Here is a 19,397-nt window from a genome sequence, read left to right on the forward strand (position 1 = left end):
GGCCCGGTCAGGCGGTACGCGCCACCGGTGGGTGGCCGCCCGGCTCCGCCGACCGTTCCCCGGCGGACTGGAGGACCGGCCAGCTGCCCTCCCGGGTCTCCCGCCCCCGGACGACCTCGTTGAACTCCGCCACCCCCCGGATCAGCTCGGCCCGCCCCTCCGGGCTCATCCCGGCCAGCACCCGCTCCAGCCGGTCTCGGCGGGCGGCGCGCAGCTCGGCCAGGACGCGGACCGCCTCCGGGGTGAGGTGCAGGGAGATCTCCCGCCGGTCGAACCGGCCCGGTTCGCGCTCCAGCATGCCCGCCGCGACCAGCCGGTCGCAGAGTCGGCTGGCCGAGGAGAGCAGCATGTCCAGTTGGGTCGCCAGCCGGCGGAGGTTGATCCCGTCGTGCTGCTCGACGACCATGACAGCGCGTAACTGGGCGCCGGAGAGCCGGGTGCCGGTCCGCTCCCGGGCCGCCTCCCAGACAGCCAGCAGGGTGCCCGCCGCCTCGTCGAGAGCGGCAGCCATACTCGCTTCTGGTCCGTAGGGACCGTGTTCTTCGGCCATGGTGGGCCCGAGACTACCCGGCCCATCAGGCCGACGACCTGTGCAAAGGAGCAAAGATGAGCGGACCGGAGGAACAGGCCCGCCGGACCCTCACCGAGGCACCGGCCGATCTTCTGCTCGACCGGCTCGCGGCCGAGCTGAAACGGTCGTACGGGATCGCCGAGGCGGAGCTGTTCCAGGTCGACTACCGGCTGTCGGTGCTGCTCCCGCTGCGCGGCGGCGAGTCGATCAGCGCGCCGGGGCACCCGGCCTGGCGGTGCTTCGACCACCAGGAGCCGATCGTCAACGACGGCACCGGATGGTTCCCGGTGGGCATGCGGGGCGAGCGGCGCGGGGTGCTGCGGCTGTCCCCGGTGCCCGCCGATCCCGCCGTCCTGCCCGCGCTGGACGAACTCGCCACCGCCTTCGGGCACGAGGTGGCCGCGGTGACCGCCAGCACGGACGTCTACCTGTCCGCCCGGCGCACCCAGCGGCTCACGCTCGCCGCCGAGATGCAGTGGGAGCTGCTGCCCGGCCGCAGCCGGATCCGGCCGTCGTTCAGCCTGGCCGGTCAGCTCGAACCGGCGTACGCGGTGCGGGGCGACAGCTTCGACTGGTCCGACGACGGGCACCGGCTCTGGCTGACCGTGATCAACGGGGCCGGTGAGGGGGTGGCCGCCTCGCTGCTCACCACGCTCGCCACCCACGCGCTGCGCAACGCCCGCCGGGCCGAGCTGGACCTGGCCGACCAGGCCGCCCTGGCCGACCAGGCGATCTATGCCCTGCACCAGGGCGATCAGCACCTCTCCGCGCTGCTGGTCGAGCTGGACCTGGCCGAGGGCCGGCTGACCGTGGTCGACGCCGGCTCGCCGCGGCTGCTCCTGCTCCGCGACGGCGACGTCAGCGAACAGAGCCTGGAGAAGCAGTTCCCGCTCGGCATGTTCGAGGACACCGACTACCGGGAGCAGCACTTCCAGCTGCGCCGTGGGGACCGGCTCTTCGTGGTCAGCGACGGCGTCATCGACGCCACCGGGCAGCAGGTCCGGTACGGCGAGACGGCGCTGGACCGCTTCCTGCGCCGGACCGGGCCGATGGCACCGCTGGACGCCGTCCGGTCCCTCATCGGCGACCTGCGCGCCTTCGTCGCCGGTGACCTCGTCGACGACGCGGTGGTGGTCTGCCTCGACTGGCTCGGTCCGCAGCCCTGACCGCCGGCCGGCACCCCGGCACGCCTCGCGCGCCGGGGTGCGGCTCAGTACGCGCCGCGGCTGTTGACCACCGCGCCGAAGGTCTTCCACAGGATGGTCAGGTCGGCGGCGAGCGACCAGTTCTCCACGTAGTAGAGGTCGAGCCGGATGCCGTCCTCCCAGCTCAGGTCGGACCGGCCACTGACCTGCCAGAGCCCGGTCATGCCGGGCTTGACCAGCAGGCGGCGGGCCACGTCGCCGTCGTACCGGGCCACCTCGCTGGGCAGCGGGGGGCGGGGTCCGACCAGGCTCATCTGGCCGAAGAGCACGTTGGCGAGCTGGGGCAGCTCGTCCAGCGACCACTTGCGCAGCAGCTTGCCGACGCGGGTGACCCGAGGGTCGTCGCGCATCTTGAACATCAGCCCGTCGGTCTCGTTCCGCGCGGCCAGCTCGGCCAGCAGGGCGTCGGCGTTGACCACCATGGTGCGGAACTTGAAGACGCCGAACTCCTTGCCGCCCTGGCCGACCCGGGTCTGCCGGAACAGCACCGGGCCCCGGCTGTCCAGCTTGATGGCGAGCGCGATGAACAGCAGCACCGGCAGCAGCAGGGTCAGCGCGACGAACGAGATGGACCGGTCGACGAAGCCCTTGACCAGCTTCCGGGCGCCCCGGAACTCGGGTGCCTCGACGTGGATCAGCGGGAGGCCGGCCACCGGGCGGGTGTGGATGCGGGGGCCGGCGACGTCGGTCAGCGCGGGCGCGACGACCAGGTCGACACCGGTGCCCTCGAGCTGCCAGCCGAGTCGGCGCAGCCGGGTGGCGGTCAGCTCGCCGGAGGCGGTGACGGCCACGGTGTCGGCGCCGATGGCGGTGGCCGCCTCGGGGATGCCACGGAACGAGCCGACCACCGGCACGTCGCCGAGGCGCTGCGGCACCGGGGCGAGCAGGGCGTCGGGGATGCAGGCGCCGACCACCTGATAGCCGGCGTACGGCTCGCGGCGCAGGGTGTGCACCAGTTCCAGCACGTGGGCGGTGTCGCCGACCACCAGCACCTTGCGGGACCAGCCGGCGCCCCGGTCGCGGGCCCGGTGCAGGCGCTTGCGGGCGGCGAACCGGGCCACCTCCAGTCCCAGGGTGCCGACCGCGAAGGAGATGCCCAGGAAGCCCCGGGAGACGCCGACGTCGGCGATGTAGCCGGCGATCGCGATGCCACCGGCCAACCGGAGACTGGCGGAGCTGACCCGGCGGTACTCGTCCGCGCCGTAGCCGAGCACCCGGTCGTCATAGCAGCGCAGCGCCCGGAGCGAGATGAGCCAGACGAGCAGCAGGCCGGGCGCGACGACCACGTACGGGATCTTCGAGCCGCTCGGTTCCTCCTCGCCGAACCGGGCGACGTATCCCACCAGGATGGCCAGGGACAGCACGAAGGTGTCCAGGACCACCAGGAGCCGGACGTACGCCCGTTCGTCGGCACGGCCCGCCGGTCCCGGACGGTGACCGCCCGGTCCGGACGAGGTCCTGGCGGGGGTCAACAGCGTCGCCGAGGTCACCGGCCCTCCCCACTTCGCTCAGGCCGGCCCCGGCGAGGCAGCCGGCCCCGGGCGGGATCGGCCGTGCCGGGGCACGTCGACATCTTGCCTCGATAATTATGAATGCCGATTGCTTCGGACGTATTGCCGTCACTTTTCCCGACCCACCCGTGGCCGGGAAGCGTGCCGCCGTACCGGGTTCCCGGTACGGCGGCACACCCTATCCTGATTGGCGGCTCAGCGGGGTGCGTTCGGCCGCAGCGCGATCGCCTGGAGGAAGATGTCGCCGATCTTGGCCGGGTCCTCGGTGACGAAGGCGCCGCCCCCGGTGACCTTGGTGATGGACTTCAACTCGGCCTGACTGACGTCGGCACCGATACCGATGATGACCACCTGGACCGGCTGCTCCGGGTCCCTGATCTTGGCGAGCTGCTTGAGCAGCTCAGCCTGCGAGATCCCGTTGTCGTCGTCGTTCTTGCCGTCGGTGAAGAGCACCACCGAGTTGACCTTGCCCGGCTCCCACTCCCGCTGGACCTCCTTGTAGGCCGCCAGCATGGTGTCGTAGAGGCCGGTGTTGCCGTCGGACGGCCGGATCCCGGCCAGGCCCTGCTCCAGCGCGCCCCGGTTGCCGGACAGCGGGTTTATCCCCACCAGCTGCCGGTAGTCGGTGTTGCCGTTCAGCTTGGTGGAGAAGGTCCAGAGCCCGATCGACCAGGAGTCGTCGAAGAGGCTCAGGCCCCGCCGGGCCGCCTCGACCGTGACCTGCTCGCGGTTCGCGCTGCCGGCGCTCGGCACCACCTGCTTCATCGAGCCGGAGACGTCGATGACGCAGAGCATCCGACCGGACTGGGTGGCCACGGACCAGGTGGCGGTGGCCCGCTGGATGGCGGCCGGGTCGAGACCCGCCGTGCCGCCCTGGCCGGTCGCCGGGACGGCACTCGCGCCGCCGTTGGCCGGGCTGGGGGCACCCTGGGGCGCCTTGAAACCGTCACCCCAGTTGCCGTCCGGCCCGCGCAGCGACTGGGCGGCCAGCCGGTCCCGGAAGTTCCGCTTGGTGAGCACCTCGAAGAGCACCTTCGCGGCCGACGCCTTCGCCGGCTCGATGCCGGGCAGCACCGCGAACGGGTAGTCCAGCGGCATCGGCGACGGCTCCAGATAGAGCGCGGCCAGCTGGATCGGCGGCTTGGTCTGGTTGTACGCGATCACGTCCTCTTCGGAGAGCGCCGCGGCACCGAGGCCGTTGGCGATCGCCGCCGGGTCGGACGAGCGCGGGAAGCGCGCGAGGAGGTCCTGCCGCAGCGCGGACCGACCGGTGGCCAGCGCCCGGAACGCGGCGGTCATCGCCTTCTGCGCGTCACCGCCGCCGCCGCTCGCCGCCGCGGTCAGCGAGAGCAGCCCGGAGAGGCCGGCCGCGTCCTGGGTCGGCTCGACGATGCCGGCGCGCAACGGCTTGCTGCTGGTTACCTGGCGCAGCAGGTCGGTCCAGGTCAGCTTCTTGTCGGGCCAGTTCAGCCGGGCCGAGGCCACCGGCTCGGGCACCGCCACCACGATCGGGCTGCGGGCGATGGAGGCGCCGTTGGCCGGGGCGAAGGCGGTGGCCCCGCCGTTGCGCAGCCGCAGCAGCCAGGTCGAGGAGTCCGGCACCCAGACGTCCGGCGTGACCGCGGTGCCGCTGGCCTGGCCGACCCCGGCCAGGGTGGCGCCGTGCTTGGTCGCCACCGCGGCGGCCACGTCCACCGGCTCGGCGGCGGTGACGTTGACGGCGAGGCAGGTGCCCCCGACCGCCGCTCCGTCGGCGACCCACTGGTCCGCCGCCGCCTTCACCGCCGGGGCGATCTCCGGGGCGGTCGCGACCGACAGCTGGATCTGTCCCGAGCACGAGGGCCCGGCCAGCTGCTGATAACCGAACCAGGAGCCGGCGACGACGGCGACGAGAGCAGTCGCCGTCGCGGCGGCACCTGCCCCGCGGAGGCTTGAACGCATGCGATGGCGGCCTGACACGCTGACCATCTTGCGTATCTCGTGGGGTTACTGCCATAACCGTTCGGACGAAAGTTACGCAGGAGAAACAGTTGATCGCGAAACTGCTACGGTGAGTGGTCGCTCGGTCTCCTGCCGTGGCGTCGTCCACTCCGGAGGGTGCCGGACCGACCCCGCTGCGTGCTCACGACCAGGGCAGTACGCAGGTGGGGCTGGGCGTCAGCACCGGCTCCCCCACCGGCTCCGGCAACCCGTCGGCCGGATCCACCCGGAACACCCGGATCATGTCGGCGCGCTCGTCGGCGACATAGAGATGCGCCCCGGCCAGGGCGAAGTGCCGTGGCCACTCGCCCCCGGTGTCGACCTCGGCCACCAGCTCCGGTGCCGCACCGGCGAGCGAGAAGACCGAGACCGTGCCGACGCCCCGGTTGCCGACGTAGAGGAAGCGACCGTCCGCTCCGACGGCGACCTCCGACGGCTGCACGTGCCCGGCCCGCCCGCTCGCCTCCACCCGCTGCCGCTGGTGCAGCGTGCCGTCGGAGAGGTCGTACGCGGTGACCGTGCCGTCCAGCTCGCCGACCAGCCAGCACCGCCGGCCGTCCGGGTGCCGGGCCAGGTGCCGGGGGCCCGTGCCGGCCGGGGTACGCACCCGCGGCGCGCGGGGCACCAGCCGACCGGAGGCGACGTCGAGGTCGTAGCGGTAGACCGAGTCGGTGCCCAGGTCGACGGCGAGCAGCGGCCCGCCGGCCGGATCGGGCGAGACCATGTGGCAGTGGGCGCGGTCCTGCCGCTCCGGATCCGCGCCGTGCCCCTCGTGCCGGACCAGGTCGCTGCGGTCGCCCGGCACACCCTGCGCGTCGAGCGGGAAGACGGCCACGCTGCCCCCGCCGTAGTTGGCGACGAAGAGATGCCGACCGTCCGGCGCGACCGCCAGGTGACAGGGCTCGGCACCGCCGGTGGGCCGCACCCCGAGTTCGGTCAGCTCACCGTCGGGGGCCGCCCGGAAGGCGCTGACCTGCCCCTCGGACAGCTCGTTGACGGCATAGACCACCGGTAGCGCCGGGTGCCGGACGAGAAACGACGGCGACGGCGTCACCGCCGCCGTACCGATCGGGGTCAGCTCCCCCGACGCCGGGTCGCGCCGGGCGGCCTCGATTCCCGCGGCCCGCCCACCGCTGTCCGCCGTGTAGCCGCCGATGTGGACGATCTCGCCCTGACCGGTCACCGGATCCCACCTTCCGCCGTTCCTCCGTCGATCCAACCAGAGGCTTCCCGGCGAGCCGGTGGTTCAGCCCTCTTTTCCGCGACCGGTTCGCCACCGGGTGACCTCAGCCGACCGGGACCGGCTCGCCCCGCTGCCGGGCGACGTGCTCGACCAGCGAGATCAGCACCAGCTTCCCGGACTGCCGGTCGCGGGCGTCGCAGAGCACCAGCGGCACGTCCAGGTCCAGGTCGAGCGCGTCCCGGACCGACTCCAGGCTGAACCGGCGGGACCCGTCGAAGCAGTTCACCCCGACCACGAACGGGATGTTCCGCTGCTCGAAGTAGTCGATCGACGGGAAGCAGTCGGCCAGCCGGCGGGTGTCGGCGAGCACCACCGCGCCGAGCGCCCCGAAGGCCAGCTCGTCCCAGAGGAACCAGAACCGGTCCTGGCCGGGGGTGCCGAAGAGATAGACCTGGAGATCGTCGTTGATGGTGATCCGGCCGAAGTCCATCGCCACCGTGGTCGTCGACTTTTGCTCCACCCCGGAGAGGTCGTCGGTGCCGATCCCGGCGTCGGTCAGCACCTCCTCGGTCTGCAACGGCCGGACCTCGCTCAACGCGCTGACCAGCGTCGTCTTGCCGGCCCCGAAACCGCCCGCGATGAGGATCTTCAGGGCCAGCGGGACCGGCCGGCCGACCGCCTCCCGGTCACAGCGCACGGAGTCCACTGACCACCGCCTTGAGGATGTTGTCGTCGGGCAGGTGGGAGGCGGCCGGCGGCCGGTGCACGGTGACCAGCCGGCGGGCCAGCAGGTCGCCGATGAGCACCCGGACCACACCGACCGCGAGGTCGAGGTCGGCCGCGAGGTCGGCCACCGCCACCGGCCGTCGGGCCAGCTCGACCAGGCGCCGGTGCTCCGGCTGCAACCCCGGCTGACCGACCGGGTCGGCGGACTCCGTGGCCAGCACGAAGGCGACCAGGTCGAAGCCCTCCACCGGCGGCCGGACCCGGCCGCCGGTCAGGGTGTACGGGCGCACGACCGGACCGGCGGCCGCGTCCAGCCACTCGTGCTGGGGTCCCGGCGACTCAGTCCGCATGGGCCGTACCCGACGACGACCGGGCCGGGGCGCTGAGGTTCTCGCCCACCCGGATCACCAGCATCGCCATCTCGTACGCGACCAGGCCGATGTCCGCGTCCGCCTCGCTCACCACGGCCAGGCAGGCGCCCTGGCCGGCGGCGGTGACGAAGAGGTACGCGGAGTCCATCTCCACCACGGTCTGCCGGACCGCCCCGCCGGCCAGGTGCCGGGTGGCGCCCTTCGCCAGGCTGGAGAAGCCGGAGGCCAGCGCACAGAGGTGCTCCGCGTCGGTCCGGTCCAGCTCGGCGGAGGCTCCGAGCAGCAGCCCGTCCGCCGAGAGCACCACGGCCTGGCGGGCGGCCGGGACCCGGGCCACCAACTCGTCGAGCAACCAGTCGAGATCGGCGTTCTGCCTCGTCGTGTGCACCACTAGGCGTCCCTCTCAGTTGCGTTCGGCAGGTCCGGAGCCACCGACGGCTCCGGCGGGGAGGACTCGTCCGCCCGGTCCGGCCCGATCGGCTTGACCTGGGCGAGCGGGACGGTCGGGGCGGTCATCGCCCGCGCACCGTCCCGTCGGCCCCGCGCCGTACCGGCCTGGAGGGCGGACATCGTCCGGCGTACCTCCTCCGGCGGGCGGGGCGCCGGGGTGTCCGCGACGGCCGGCCGGGGCCGGGCCGGGCCGCGTCGGCGTACCCGGCGGGGCAGGCCGTCGCCGTCCGCGGGCGCCTCGACGCCTGAGCCCCGGCCTGCCGCGAAGGGCAGCACCGGGGTGCCCGACTCGGACCGGTCCCGGGTCGGGCGGGCGTTGCGCGGCCGGGGCAGGGTGCTCAGCCGGGTCACCTTGGCCATCCGCTGGTCGCCGGTCGACCCGCCGTCCCGACCGGCCGGCCCCACGGCCGGCTCGTCGGTGACCAGGTCGGCCGGGACGAGCACGACGGCGGTGACCCCGCCCGGGGTGGCCGGGCGCAGCTGGACCCGGACGCCGTGCCGGGCGGCGAGCCGGGCGACCACGAAGTGGCCGAGCCGGGCGCTGTCGGCCGGGTCGAAGTCGGGCGAGCGGGACAGCCGCCGGTTGGCGTCGTCGAGCGCCTGCGGCGACATGCCGAGGCCGTGGTCGGTGACCTCGATGGCGTACCCGTTGGACACGGCCTGACCGGTGACGTCGACCCGGGTGCCGGGCGGGGAGAAGGCGGTGGCGTTCTCGATCAGCTCGGCGAGCAGGTGGATGACGTCACCGACCGCCCGGCCCAGCACCCCGGCGGGCTGCACTTCCCCGACGTCCACCCGGTCGTACGACTCCACCTCGGAGATCGCGCCGCGGATCACGTCGACCGTGGCGACCGGGTTGCGCCAGCCCCGGCCGGGCGCGGCACCGGCGAGGATGACGAGATCCTCGGCGTGCCGGCGCAGCCGGGTGGCGAGGTGGTCGACCTGGAAGAGGCCGGCCAGCTCGTCCGGGTCCTCGGTGTGCCGTTCCAGCCGGTCGAGCAGGGCGAGTTGCCGGTGCACCAGGCCCTGGCTGCGCCGGGCGATGTTGAGGAAGACGTCGTTCAGCCCGCGGCGCAGGGTGACCTCGTCCACGGCGGCCTGGACGGCGGTCCGTCGTACCTCGTTGAAGGCCCGGCCCACCTGGCCGATCTCGTCGGCGCCATGGTCCAGCTCGGGGGCCTCCCGGGCGACGTCGACCTCCTCGCCGCGGCGCAGCCGGGCGACCACGTCGGGCAGCCGCTGCTCGGCCATCTCCAGCGCGGCGGTGCGGACCCCGGTCAGCCGCCGGGCCAGCGACCGGCCGACCCGGAGCGCCACCAGTACGCAGACCACGATCGCGGCCAGGCCGAGCAGCCCGGCGGCGGCGAGGCGGATCAGGATGCCGACCGCCATCGGGACGGAGCGTTCGGCCAGCCCGTCGGCCTGGCTCAGCTCGAAGTCGCGCAACTCCCGCTGGACGGTCGCCTGGCTGGCCTCCCAGGTGCGTACGTCGAGCCGGGTGGGCAGGTCGGGGGTGCGGACCAGGGAGTCCTGGAGGCCGCGCAGCCGGACGAAGGCCTCCCCCTCGGTCAGCCGCTGGTAGGCCGCGCGCCCCGGGCCGGGCAGGTCGGCGACCGCGGTCTCGGCGAGGAACCGCTGGTTGTTGATGGTCTGCACGACCTGGGCGTGCTCACCCTCGGCGTACCGGCCGGCGGTGAGCGCGCCGGCCAGCAACGCGTCGGTCTGGCCGAGCAGCTCGCGGGATCGGCCGAGCGCGGTGAGCGCCAGCGCCTCCCGGTTGAGCTGCATGTCGGGCAGGGTGGCCATGGCGGAGAACGCCTGGAAGGCCGAGGAGATCATTCCGCTGTAGAGGCCGAGCGCCCCGGCCCGGTCCACCTGCCGCCGGTCGATGAAGCCACGCCCGGCGGGCAGCGCGTCCAACGCGCCGGCGAGCTGGTCCAGTCGGGTGTCGAGCAGGTCGCCGGCCGCGTCCCGCAGGTCGTCGCCGTCGATCCGGCGGCGCAGGTCGGCCACCGCCCGGTCGGTACGCAGCCGCTGCTCGGTCAGGGCCGGCAGGTCGGTCGTGCCGGCGAGTTCGACCACCGAGAGCCGGCGTTCGCGTTGCAGCTCGGCGACGACGGTCTCGCCGGGCCGGCCGAGGTCATAGAGGAGGGTGCGCGCGGCGAGCAGGTCGAGGGCCGGCCCGAAGGTGAGCGTGGTGGCGAAGATCCACAGTGCCAGCAGCGCGCTCACCGGCCCGATGACCAGCGCGGTCAGCTTGGCGCGGATCGGCCAGTCGCGGGTGTTCATCAGACCTCGCCCGGAAGGTGTCGCAGGGGTGGCACCGGGACCGGACCGGGCGGTGTCCCGGCCGCGGCGCCGGGCCCCGGCTCGGGCACCCTGGGAAGGATACGTAATCCATTCGCGATGCACTACCGGCCGTCTCGGTGGTCCCTACCGTCCGCTGGCACCCTCCACACCGGTTCCCGGCGTCCCGATGCCTGAAAGCCGCGAGAGTGGGGAATCGGCCAGGAAAGTGGCCCGGATCGGGATTGGCGATCACCGGACGGAGGGAATACCAGCGGGCGAAGGAGGAGCCATGTCGCCCACGCAGGTAGTCGTCATAGTCGTCGTCGTTCTGGTGCTCGCGGCGCTGGCCGCGTTCGCCGTGGTGGCGAGCCGTCGCCGAGCCCTCAGGCAGCGCTTCGGGCCCGAGTACGACCGGGTCGTGCAGGAGCGGGACAGCCGCAGCGCCGCCGAGCGGGAGCTGCGGGACCGGGAACGCCGGCACGCCGAGCTGGAACTCACCCCGCTCAGCCCGGAGTCCCGGACGAAGTACGCCGCCGCCTGGGAGGAACTCCAGGTCCGGTTCGTCGACTCCCCGGCGGAGACCGTCGGTGACGCCGACGAGTTGGTCAGCCGGCTGATCGCCGAGCGGGGCTACCCGACCGGCGACTTCTCCGACCAGATCGCGCACCTCTCGGTCGAGCACGCCCGCACCCTCACCCACTACCGCGACGCCCACGAGATCCGGCTGCGCAACGAGCGCGGCGAGGCCAGCACCGAGGAGCTGCGCCAGGCGGTCGTGCACTACCGGGCCCTCTTCGCCGACCTGCTCGGCACGGACCCGGTCGGCCAGCAGCCCGAGCAGCACCACCCCGACCACCAGCCCGACGTCACGAGCCGCTGAGGAGGCTGCGATGCGTTCCGAAGAGCAGCAGGTCACGAACGGGCACCCGGAGGCCGTCCGGTCCGCACCGGTGCCGGTGCCGCACCCGGAGGACGTACCCGGGGAGACCCGGCGCGACCGGGCCGCCCGCGCCGACGTACCGGAGGACGCGCTGGACGACCGGGGCACCTTCGACGACCCGGCGGTCGCCGACGGGCGCCGGGCCGCCGATCCGGACGAGACCCGGGGGTACGACGCGCGGGAGCTCCGCGCCGCATCGGCGGCCGACGCCGACCGGGACGGCCGGCCCGAGTTCCACGAGCCCGCCCCGCTGCCGACCGCCTTCGGCGCACCACGGTCGGCGACGCGGTGGCCGCCTCGGCGATGGCGAGCGGCCGTCCGGAGGACGAGCGGGACCCGCGCGCCGAGGACACCGCCATGCCGGGCGACGGCGCTCCCGGGCGGACCGACGCGTTCGACGACGAGCGGGCCGACCCGACGGCCGGCGACCGGTTGCACGACCGGGACCGGTGGGCGGCCGAGCACGCCGGCGACGGGGACCACCGGGTGGCGGAGCGGGACGACGACGCGCCGCGTGCCGGTGCCGCCGGGTACGGCAGCGCCGAGCCGACCATGGTCGACCCGGACACCGACACCGCGACGGGCGGTGCCGGCGTCGCGGCGGGTGCGGGACTGGCCGGGGCGGCCCGCCCCACCCCCGGTGCGGTGCCCGCGGACGCCGCCACGCTCTTCGACCCGGCGACCGCGCAGGGCTTCCGGGACCGCTGGCGCGGCGTGCAGCTCCGCTTCGTGGACGACCCGAAGGCCGCCGTCGGTGAGGCGCAGTCGCTGGTCGAGGAGGCCATCGAGGCGCTCTCCGCCGCGCTGCGCGCGCAGAAGAGCAAGCTGGGCGGCTGGCAGGAGTCCGGCTCGGCGGACACCGAGCAGCTGCGGGTGGCCGTACGCGACTACCGGGACTTCCTGGACCGCGTCCTCGGTCGCTGAGCCCCGTACGGACGCCCCGGCCGGCTCCGGCCGGGGCGTCCTGCTGTCCGTTTCCTGCCCGGCAGGCATGAAGGTCCGGACATCGGGGTAGGAGCCGCGCACTACCGGCGTGGAAGAGGGGTGGCGGGATGGGCGACGGCGGCGGCCTGCGGTTGAACATGAACGCGCTGGACTACGGCATCCTGGCGCTCTATTTCGTCACCGTGCTGGGGGTCGGCTTCGCCGCCCGTCGGGCGATCCGGACCAGCGTCGACTTCTTCCTCTCCGGGCGGTCGCTGCCCGCGTGGGTGACCGGCCTGGCGTTCGTCTCGGCGAACCTCGGCGCCCTGGAGATCATCGGGATGGCCGCCAACGGCGCCCAGTACGGCGCGATGACGGTCCACTACTACTGGATCGGCGCCGTGCCGGCGATGGTCTTCCTCGGCATCGTGATGATGCCCTTCTACTACGGCTCCCGGGTGCGCAGCGTCCCGGAATACCTGCGGCTGCGGTTCAACCGGCCGACGCACCTGCTCAACGCGATCACCTTCGCCGTGGCGCAGATGCTCATCGCCGGGGTGAACCTCTACGCCCTCGCGCTGATCATGCAGGCGCTGCTCGGCTGGCCGCTCTGGGTGGCGATCATCGTCGGCGCGGTGATCGTGCTGGCGTACATCACCATCGGCGGGCTCTCCGGCGCGATCTACAACGAGGTGCTCCAGTTCTTCGTGATCGTGGCCGGGCTGGTGCCGATCACCGTGCTCGGCCTGGTCAAGGTCGGCGGGGTCAACGGTCTGATGGACGCGGTCCGGGACTCGAAGCTCGGCGAGGCCGGCCTGCACGCCTGGCAGGGCACCGGCAGCACCGACAACCCGCTCGGCGCGCACTGGCTCGGCATCGTCTTCGGTCTCGGCTTCGTGCTCTCCTTCGGCTACTGGACCACCAACTTCGCCGAGGTGCAGCGCGCCCTGTCGGCCAAGAACATGAGCGCCGCCCGGCGGACGCCGATCATCGCCGCGTACCCGAAGCTGCTGATCCCGGCGGTCACCGTGATCCCCGGCCTGATCGCCCTGGTCACCGTGAAGGGGCTGGGCGCCGAGTCCGGCGACATGGTCTACAACAACGCGATCCCGCTGCTCATGCGCGACCTGCTCCCCAACGGCGTGCTGGGCGTCGCGGTGACCGGCCTGGTCGCGTCCTTCATGGCCGGCATGGCGGCCAACGTGAGCGGCTTCAACACCGTCTTCACGTACGACATCTGGCAGGAGTACGTCCGCCGGGACCGGGGGGACGAGTACTACCTGCGGATCGGCCGGATCGCGACGGTGGTCGGGGTGCTCGCCGGCATCGGTACGGCGTTCATCGCCGCCGGCTTCAGCAACATCATGAACTACATCCAGGCGCTCTTCTCGGTCTTCAACGCCCCGCTCTTCGCCACCTTCATCATCGGCATGTTCTGGAAGCGGATGAGCGCGCTGGCCGGCTTCTGGTCGCTGCTGTCCGGCACGGTCGTGGCGGTGGCGACCTACCTGCTCTACAAGACCGGGGTGCTGAGCTTCAACTCCGACCTGGAGGAGAGCTTCTGGGGTGCCGGGCTCGCCTTCGTCACGGTGGCCGTCGTCGCCGCGGTCATCACCCCGCTCACCCGGCCCAAGCGCAACGAGGAGTTGGAGGGCCTGGTGTACGGCATGGGCGGCGTCGACCTGAAGGCCGACGTGCTGGCCGGCGACCAGGTCTGGTGGCGTTCCCCGGTGCTGCTCGGGGCGATCGCGGTGGTCCTGGCCGCGCTCTTCTACATCCCGGTCTTCTGATCCGGCCACCCACCCTGAGGAGGTTGACCATGGACCACCGCAACGAGCGGGCGCACGACCCGCAGGTCGAGGAGACCGAGGCCGAGCGCGCCCGGTCCGCCGCGGCCCGGCTCTTCGACATCCGCCGGGTGATCGGTGGGCTCTTCGTCGCGTACGGGGTGATCGTCGGCCTGGTCGGGATCTTCGACTCGGCAGCCGAGATCGACAAGGCGCAGGGGGTACGGATCAACCTCTGGGCCGGGCTGGCGATGCTCGCCTTCGGGCTGCTGATGCTGCTCTGGCAGTGGCTGCGCCCGCTCCGGCCGCCGACCACCGAGGAGGCCCGGGAGGTCTGACCTTCCCGCATGGCCCGCCCCCGACGGGGTACCCGGGACGAGGGAACGTGTCCGGGACGAGGAGGGTCATCATGACTGATCGGGACCGACCGCTGGAGGAGACGCCCGAGGCGGCCGCCGCGGTGGACGACGACAGCACCGTGCCGCAGCTCCGGACCGGCGGCACCGACCCGGACAATCCTGTCTTCACCGAGCCCGACGGCGCGGTACCCGACACCGGCTCCCCCGACCTGCTGGGCGACCCGTACGCGGCCGGCACCGGGGCGACCGGGACGGGCACCGGCGCCGGCGGCGACAACATCCGTACCGGCGCGGAACAACCGTGGGAACCGGAGGACCTGGTGATGGCCCGGGGCCAGGACCTCACCCCCGAGAACCTCGACCGCGCCCGCCGCGACCTGGCCGAACTGGGCCCCGCCGCCATCGAAAAAACCGTCCCCTGACCCCCTCCCCTCCCCTCCCCACCCCACCCGAACTGGGTTGATCATGGGGTTGGCGGCAGTTCCGGAGATCGAAAACGCCGCCAACCCCATGATCGACCGGGAGGTCGGGTGAGCGGGGAGCGGGACGGGAGGGGACGGGGGACGGGACGGGGGACGGGACGGCGGGGGCCCCTGGTCCGACCGGTGCGCGGTCGGACCAGGGGCCCGTGGGAACCTGCCGCGGCGGTGCCTCACTCCCGCTGCGGCGGGTAGGCCTGCCGGTTCTTCGTCAGAGCGCCGGGTAGGCGTTCTTCATGAGCTCCTGGAACTGCGCGGAGAACCAGGCGCCGGAGATCGGCGCGTTCGGCAGGGCGCCGCTCATGCTGTTGCCGTTGCGGGCGTTACCGGTGTAGGTCGGGTCGCACATCCGGTCGAAGCCCTTGCCCTCGTTGTTCGGGATGAGGGTGCTGGAGCCGTCCGACTCACCCGGGGGCTTCACCCAGACGTAGGCGTCGATGCCCGGCTCCGGGTTGGCCTTCGGACGCTCGCCGAGGCCGGCCCCGGCCTGGTTGCACCAGTTGCCGGCGTGGATCCGGCGGTCGATGCGGCCACCGTTGACGTAGGTGTCGACGCTGGTCGTCGCGCCCGGGCCGGTGGGCCGGGCGGTGCCGCCCCAACCGTTGCGGGAGGTGTCGATCAGCATGCCGATGTTGCTGTCGAAGCCGATGGAGACCAGCTTGTTGCGGAACGCCTGGGCGAACGTGAGCTCGTCGACGTACTGGTTCCAGTCGATCCACTTGGACTGCCGCACGGTCTGGCCGTTCACCGAGTCGGTGATCTTGATGTACGGCTCCTTGAGCGCGGAGTAGTTCGCCGTGTTCACGATGAAGCCATGCACGTTGTGCACCGTGCTGCCGGACGCGGTGGCGGCGGCCAGGAGCTGGTTGGCGGTCGGGCCGAAGTTGCTGTCCCAGCCGATCCAGCCGTGGTGCGCGGCGTCGATGTAGTTGTAGGTGTTGCCGAGGGCGCCCAGCTTGTTCAGGGCGTAGCCGACACCGTTCACGTAGGCGCCGTTGGCCTTGACCGTGTCGCACATCGCGGTGCCGCCTGGCTGGCCGGAGGTGTTGGTCACCAGGTTGGGCAGCGAGTCGATCTCGATGATGTTGACGATCCGCAGGCCGGCGTACTTCGGGTCGGCCTGGATCGCGGCGATCGGGTCGATGTACTCGCTCTTGTAGCGGGGCAGGTCGTCCGGACCCAGCTCACCGTTGGAGGCCAGCGCGGCGCAGTCCCGGCCGGGCAGGTTGTAGATGACGAACTGGATGTAGCCGGCGCCCTGGGCGAGGGCCTTGTCCAGGTGGTCCCGGACGCCCATCGCACCGTTGGAGCTGCTGTCGGTGGTGCCCTTGATGGCGGCGATCCGGTCCAGCCACACCGCGGTCGGGTTGTTCGAGACCCGGCTGCCGCCCGGCTCGGCGTCCGCCTTGGCCTTCCACTCCGGGTTCACGTACCCCTTGACCCCGGCGTAGGGGTTGTCCACCTTCTGCCCCGGCGGGGTGGTGGTGGGCGGCGGGGTCGTGGGCGGCGGGGTGGTGGGCGGGGGCGTCGTCGGCGGCGGGGTCGTCGGCGGCGGAGTCGTCGGCGGCGTGCTGGTGGGCGGGGTCGTGGTCGGCGGGGTGCCGCCGTTGCAGACCGTGCCGTTCAGGGTGAACTGGGTCGGCTTCGGGTTGGTGCCGCTCCAGGCGCCGTTGAACCCGATGGTGGTGCTGGCGCCGCTGGCCAGCGAGCCGTTGTAGGACTCGTTGGTGGCGGTGACGTTCTGGCCGGTCTGCGACCACTTGGCCGACCAGCCCTGCTGCACCTTCTGGCTGGTGGTCGGGAACGTGAAGCCGAGGTTCCACGAGCTGACCGGGTCACCGAGGTTCTTGATGGTGACGGTGCCGGTGAAGCCACCCGGCCAGTCGCTGGTGGTGTAGTCCACCTGACACTGCGTCGCGGCCTGCGCCGCGGTGACCGGGAGGGTCACCAGTCCGCCCGCGACCAGGACGCTCGCGCCGGTCAGCGCGATCGCCCGGTTTCGGCCGGACAGCCTTCTCCACACATTCATGCCACTGATCTCCTTGGGCGAGACCGGATCCGCGTACGGCCCGGCGAAATGGCCCGCTGGACGTCCGGTACGGACGACCGTCGGCACCACGGGGGTGTATTTCGGGGGATGCCCGACCCGGACGGTCGGACGGGTGGTGGTGGTGACGCGACCGGCGCGACGGCCGGTCGGACTGCCCGATGTCGCCCGGTTGACCCGGATGCCCTCGACACCTGACCTCGCGGTGTGGCTCCCCGAACCGCGTGCAGCGATTCTTACATGGGAGCGCTTCCATGGCAATGGTTCGATACCCGCCGGACACCTGGCGGCCACCGGACGGCGCGGCACGACCGGGCCGCAGCCGCCCGAGCAGCCCGGAACGCACTGGTCAGGGGGCGGCCCACCCGACGGGGGCGCAACCGCTGAGCAGGGCGCAACACCGTCATAGGCGGCGTAGCACTCCTATGGCCCTTAGCTTCCGCAAACTCCAATACGCGAATCTTTCCTCGGATAAGTCGCGAATCGGTCTAACGTCGGACGTAGCTCGACTGTCGTCGGGCTCAGGACGAAGAGGGATGGAGTGACGCAAGTCATGGCTAACAAGATGCTCGGGAAGGTCGTCGCGGGTGCCGCCCTCGGCGGCGCGTCCCTGCTGGTGTTCAGCCCCGCAATCGCGTACGCGGACGGCCACCACAGCGAGGACGAAGGCAAGGTCTTCGCCAAGCCGCACGCGGTGCGTGCCGGTGACGAGGTCAAGCTGCTCGAGATCTGCCCGGAGGCGCAGGAACACGCCTTCGTCTGGTCCAAGGTCACCGGGAAGGTCAAGCTCCACCCGGCACGCGAGGACGGCGGCGAGGAGCACGGCGGCTGGAAGGGCGAGAAGGATGCCGACCACGGCCCCGACGGCAAGGACCGGCACGGCGACTGGAAGGGCGAAGAGGACGCCGACCAGGGCCCCGACGGCAAGGACCGGCACGGCCGGGAGGAAGAGGGCAAGGGCGAGGAGCAGGGCAAGGACGAACACGGCAAGGGCGAAGAGCAGGGCAAGGACGAACACGGCAAGGACGAAAAGGGCAAGGACGAACACGGCAAGGGCGAGGAGCAGGGCAAGGACGAGCACCAGCCGCCGGCCGAGGGCGGCCAGCCCCCGGCGCCGGGCGGCAAGGGCGGCGGCATGATGGCCGACGACAGCCACGACTGGGCGAGCTACGAAGAGGCCGGCCAGGGCGACGAGTACGGCCGTGACGGCAAGATGAAGCACGGGTCGGAGTACGGCCAGGAGTCCGGGTACGGCGCGAAGGGCGACCGCGGCTCCGAGTACGGCTCGAAGAAGGACCACGAGTCCGAGTACGGCCAGGAGTCGGAGTACGGCTCGCACAAGGGCTACGGCTCCGAGTACGGCCAGGAGTCGGAGTACGGCTCGCACAAGGGCTACGGCTCCGAGTACGGCCAGGAGTCCGAGTACGGCTCGCACAAGGGCTACGGCTCCGAGTACGGCCAGGAATCCGAGTACGGCTCGCACAAGGGCTACGAGTCCGAGTACGGCATGGGCGACGAGCACGGCCGTGGCGAGGACAAGGGGAGCTGGGAGCACCAGAAGGACTTCGTCTACTACGGCGAGGCCCACGTCTCCGAGGACGCCCGTCCGGGCAAGTACGAGCTCAAGGGCTCGTGCGGCGAGGGCGAGCTGGTCGTCCTGCCCAAGGGTCACGTCGACGGCGGTGACGGTGGCATGACCACCACCAGCACCGACCGGAGCATGGCCGCCGGCGGGGCGGGCATGGTCGGCGCGGCCGCCCTGGGTGGCATCGTGCTGATGCGTCGGCGCCGGGCCAATGGGCTCGTCTGACCTGACGGCGACACCGGCCGGCGGCCGTCACGGGAGACCGTGGCGCGCCGCCGGCGCGGCCGTCGTCGTCCTGCTCGCCATGGCGGGATCCGGCATGATCGGCGCGTCCGTGCGGACCGTGCCGCCGCCCCGCCCGCCCCAGCCGCTGGCCCAGGCCGGACCCGCCGACCCGGTCACCACCGCACCGGGGGGCGCCGAGGGCACCGACCCCGACGGCCTCGACCCGGACGCCGCCGACCAGGCGACCACCGAGGACCCGGCGCCGGAGTCCACCGGACCGGACGCCGCCCCCACCGGACTGCCCCGGTCCGCCCCGACGACCATCTCGATCCCCCGGATCGGCGTACAGGCCGACATCATGTCGCTCGGCACCAATGCCGACGGCACCGTTCAGGTCCCCCCGCTGGACCAGGCCCAGCGGGCCGGCTGGTACTCCCCCGGCCCCAGCCCCGGCGAGGTCGGCAACGCCGTGGTCGTCGGCCACGTCGACTCGGCCAAGCTCGGACCGGCGGTCTTCTTCAACCTCGGTTCGTTGAAGCCGGGCGACCCGATCACGATCACCCGCCAGGACGGCTCCCAGGTCACCTTCACCGTCGACGAGGTGAAGTCGTACCCGAAGACGGCGTTCCCCACCGACCTGGTCTACGGCCCCGGCGACAAGCCCGCGCTGCGGGTGGTGACCTGCGGCGGTGTCTTCGACCGCGCCGCCGGCAGCTACCTGGACAACGTCATCGTCTTCGCCAGCATGACGACATGACGCCGACC

General features: G+C 72.5%; 17 protein-coding genes. 8 read left to right on the top strand and 9 right to left on the bottom strand.

All coding sequences use genetic code 11. From position 1 onward, the window contains the following. Positions 1-7: 7 nt before the first annotated feature. Positions 8-511: a MarR family winged helix-turn-helix transcriptional regulator gene (locus MRQ36_RS07105; RefSeq protein WP_242794001.1), complete on the bottom strand. Its 504-nt coding sequence runs from the start codon at positions 509-511 to the stop codon at positions 8-10. 95 nt (positions 512-606) lie between these two features. Here MRQ36_RS07105 and MRQ36_RS07110 point away from each other — a divergent pair, with 95 nt between their 5' ends. Then, positions 607-1,737 carry a PP2C family protein-serine/threonine phosphatase gene (locus MRQ36_RS07110; protein WP_242794003.1) on the top strand — a complete coding sequence of 377 codons (1,131 nt, stop codon included), beginning with the start codon at positions 607-609 and terminating at the stop codon, positions 1,735-1,737. Between the two features lie 44 nt (positions 1,738-1,781). On the opposite strand, the gene MRQ36_RS07115 is transcribed toward MRQ36_RS07110, so the two are convergent. The 7 genes from MRQ36_RS07115 to MRQ36_RS07145 form a co-directional block, all read right to left on the bottom strand. Then, entirely contained in the window at positions 1,782-3,266 is a 1,485-nt protein-coding gene (locus MRQ36_RS07115; protein WP_242794005.1) for a sugar transferase, read from the bottom strand. Between the two features lie 216 nt (positions 3,267-3,482). Continuing rightward, on the bottom strand, positions 3,483-5,228 hold the full coding sequence (locus MRQ36_RS07120; RefSeq protein WP_242794007.1) for a VWA domain-containing protein: 1,746 nt from the start codon (positions 5,226-5,228) through the stop codon (positions 3,483-3,485). A 181-nt stretch (positions 5,229-5,409) separates the two neighbouring features. Next, the gene (locus tag MRQ36_RS07125) at positions 5,410-6,450 is read right to left on the bottom strand and encodes a lactonase family protein (RefSeq protein WP_242794009.1); all 1,041 of its coding nucleotides are present in this window, start codon (positions 6,448-6,450) and stop codon (positions 5,410-5,412) included. A 103-nt stretch (positions 6,451-6,553) separates the two neighbouring features. Next, the gene (locus tag MRQ36_RS07130; protein ID WP_242794011.1) at positions 6,554-7,156 is read right to left on the bottom strand and encodes an ATP/GTP-binding protein; all 603 of its coding nucleotides are present in this window, start codon (positions 7,154-7,156) and stop codon (positions 6,554-6,556) included. After that, positions 7,137-7,526: a DUF742 domain-containing protein gene (locus MRQ36_RS07135; protein ID WP_242794013.1), complete on the bottom strand. Its 390-nt coding sequence runs from the start codon at positions 7,524-7,526 to the stop codon at positions 7,137-7,139. The genes MRQ36_RS07130 and MRQ36_RS07135 overlap by 20 nt, the downstream gene beginning before the upstream one ends. Further along, positions 7,516-7,938: a roadblock/LC7 domain-containing protein gene (locus tag MRQ36_RS07140; protein WP_242794015.1), complete on the bottom strand. Its 423-nt coding sequence runs from the start codon at positions 7,936-7,938 to the stop codon at positions 7,516-7,518. Before MRQ36_RS07140 ends, MRQ36_RS07135 begins: the two co-directional genes overlap by 11 nt. Continuing rightward, positions 7,938-10,286: a nitrate- and nitrite sensing domain-containing protein gene (locus MRQ36_RS07145; protein ID WP_242794017.1), complete on the bottom strand. Its 2,349-nt coding sequence runs from the start codon at positions 10,284-10,286 to the stop codon at positions 7,938-7,940. The genes MRQ36_RS07140 and MRQ36_RS07145 overlap by 1 nt, the downstream gene beginning before the upstream one ends. Positions 10,287-10,575: 289 nt before the next feature. Between MRQ36_RS07145 and MRQ36_RS07150 the strand changes: the two genes are divergently transcribed. The 5 genes from MRQ36_RS07150 (at position 10,576) to MRQ36_RS07170 (ending at position 14,718) form a co-directional block, all read left to right on the top strand. Further along, positions 10,576-11,166: a hypothetical protein gene (locus MRQ36_RS07150; RefSeq protein ID WP_242794019.1), complete on the top strand. Its 591-nt coding sequence runs from the start codon at positions 10,576-10,578 to the stop codon at positions 11,164-11,166. A 348-nt stretch (positions 11,167-11,514) separates the two neighbouring features. After that, complete coding sequence (locus tag MRQ36_RS07155) at positions 11,515-12,150, top strand: hypothetical protein (RefSeq protein WP_242794021.1); 636 nt, start codon at positions 11,515-11,517, stop codon at positions 12,148-12,150. A 128-nt stretch (positions 12,151-12,278) separates the two neighbouring features. Further along, a complete protein-coding gene (locus MRQ36_RS07160; protein ID WP_242794023.1) occupies positions 12,279-13,940 on the top strand; it encodes a sodium:solute symporter family protein in 1,662 nt (553 codons plus the stop codon). Positions 13,941-13,969: 29 nt separating this feature from the next. Next, positions 13,970-14,275, top strand: a complete 306-nt coding sequence (locus tag MRQ36_RS07165) for a hypothetical protein (protein ID WP_242794025.1) — start codon at positions 13,970-13,972, stop codon at positions 14,273-14,275. A gap of 71 nt (positions 14,276-14,346) precedes the next feature. Next, the gene (locus MRQ36_RS07170; RefSeq protein ID WP_242794027.1) at positions 14,347-14,718 is read left to right on the top strand and encodes a hypothetical protein; all 372 of its coding nucleotides are present in this window, start codon (positions 14,347-14,349) and stop codon (positions 14,716-14,718) included. Between the two features lie 268 nt (positions 14,719-14,986). On the opposite strand, the gene MRQ36_RS07175 is transcribed toward MRQ36_RS07170, so the two are convergent. Further along, entirely contained in the window at positions 14,987-16,804 is a 1,818-nt protein-coding gene (locus MRQ36_RS07175; RefSeq protein WP_242794029.1) for a glycoside hydrolase family 6 protein, read from the bottom strand. A 571-nt stretch (positions 16,805-17,375) separates the two neighbouring features. Between MRQ36_RS07175 and MRQ36_RS07180 the strand changes: the two genes are divergently transcribed. Both MRQ36_RS07180 and MRQ36_RS07185 read left to right on the top strand, forming a co-directional pair. Beyond that, entirely contained in the window at positions 17,376-18,632 is a 1,257-nt protein-coding gene (locus MRQ36_RS07180; RefSeq protein WP_242794031.1) for a hypothetical protein, read from the top strand. Between the two features lies 1 nt (position 18,633). Then, a complete protein-coding gene (locus MRQ36_RS07185; RefSeq protein WP_242800898.1) occupies positions 18,634-19,389 on the top strand; it encodes a class F sortase in 756 nt (251 codons plus the stop codon). Positions 19,390-19,397: the final 8 nt, after the last annotated feature.

It is taken from the genome of Micromonospora sp. R77 (assembly GCF_022747945.1).
Lineage (GTDB): Bacteria > Actinomycetota > Actinomycetes > Mycobacteriales > Micromonosporaceae > Micromonospora.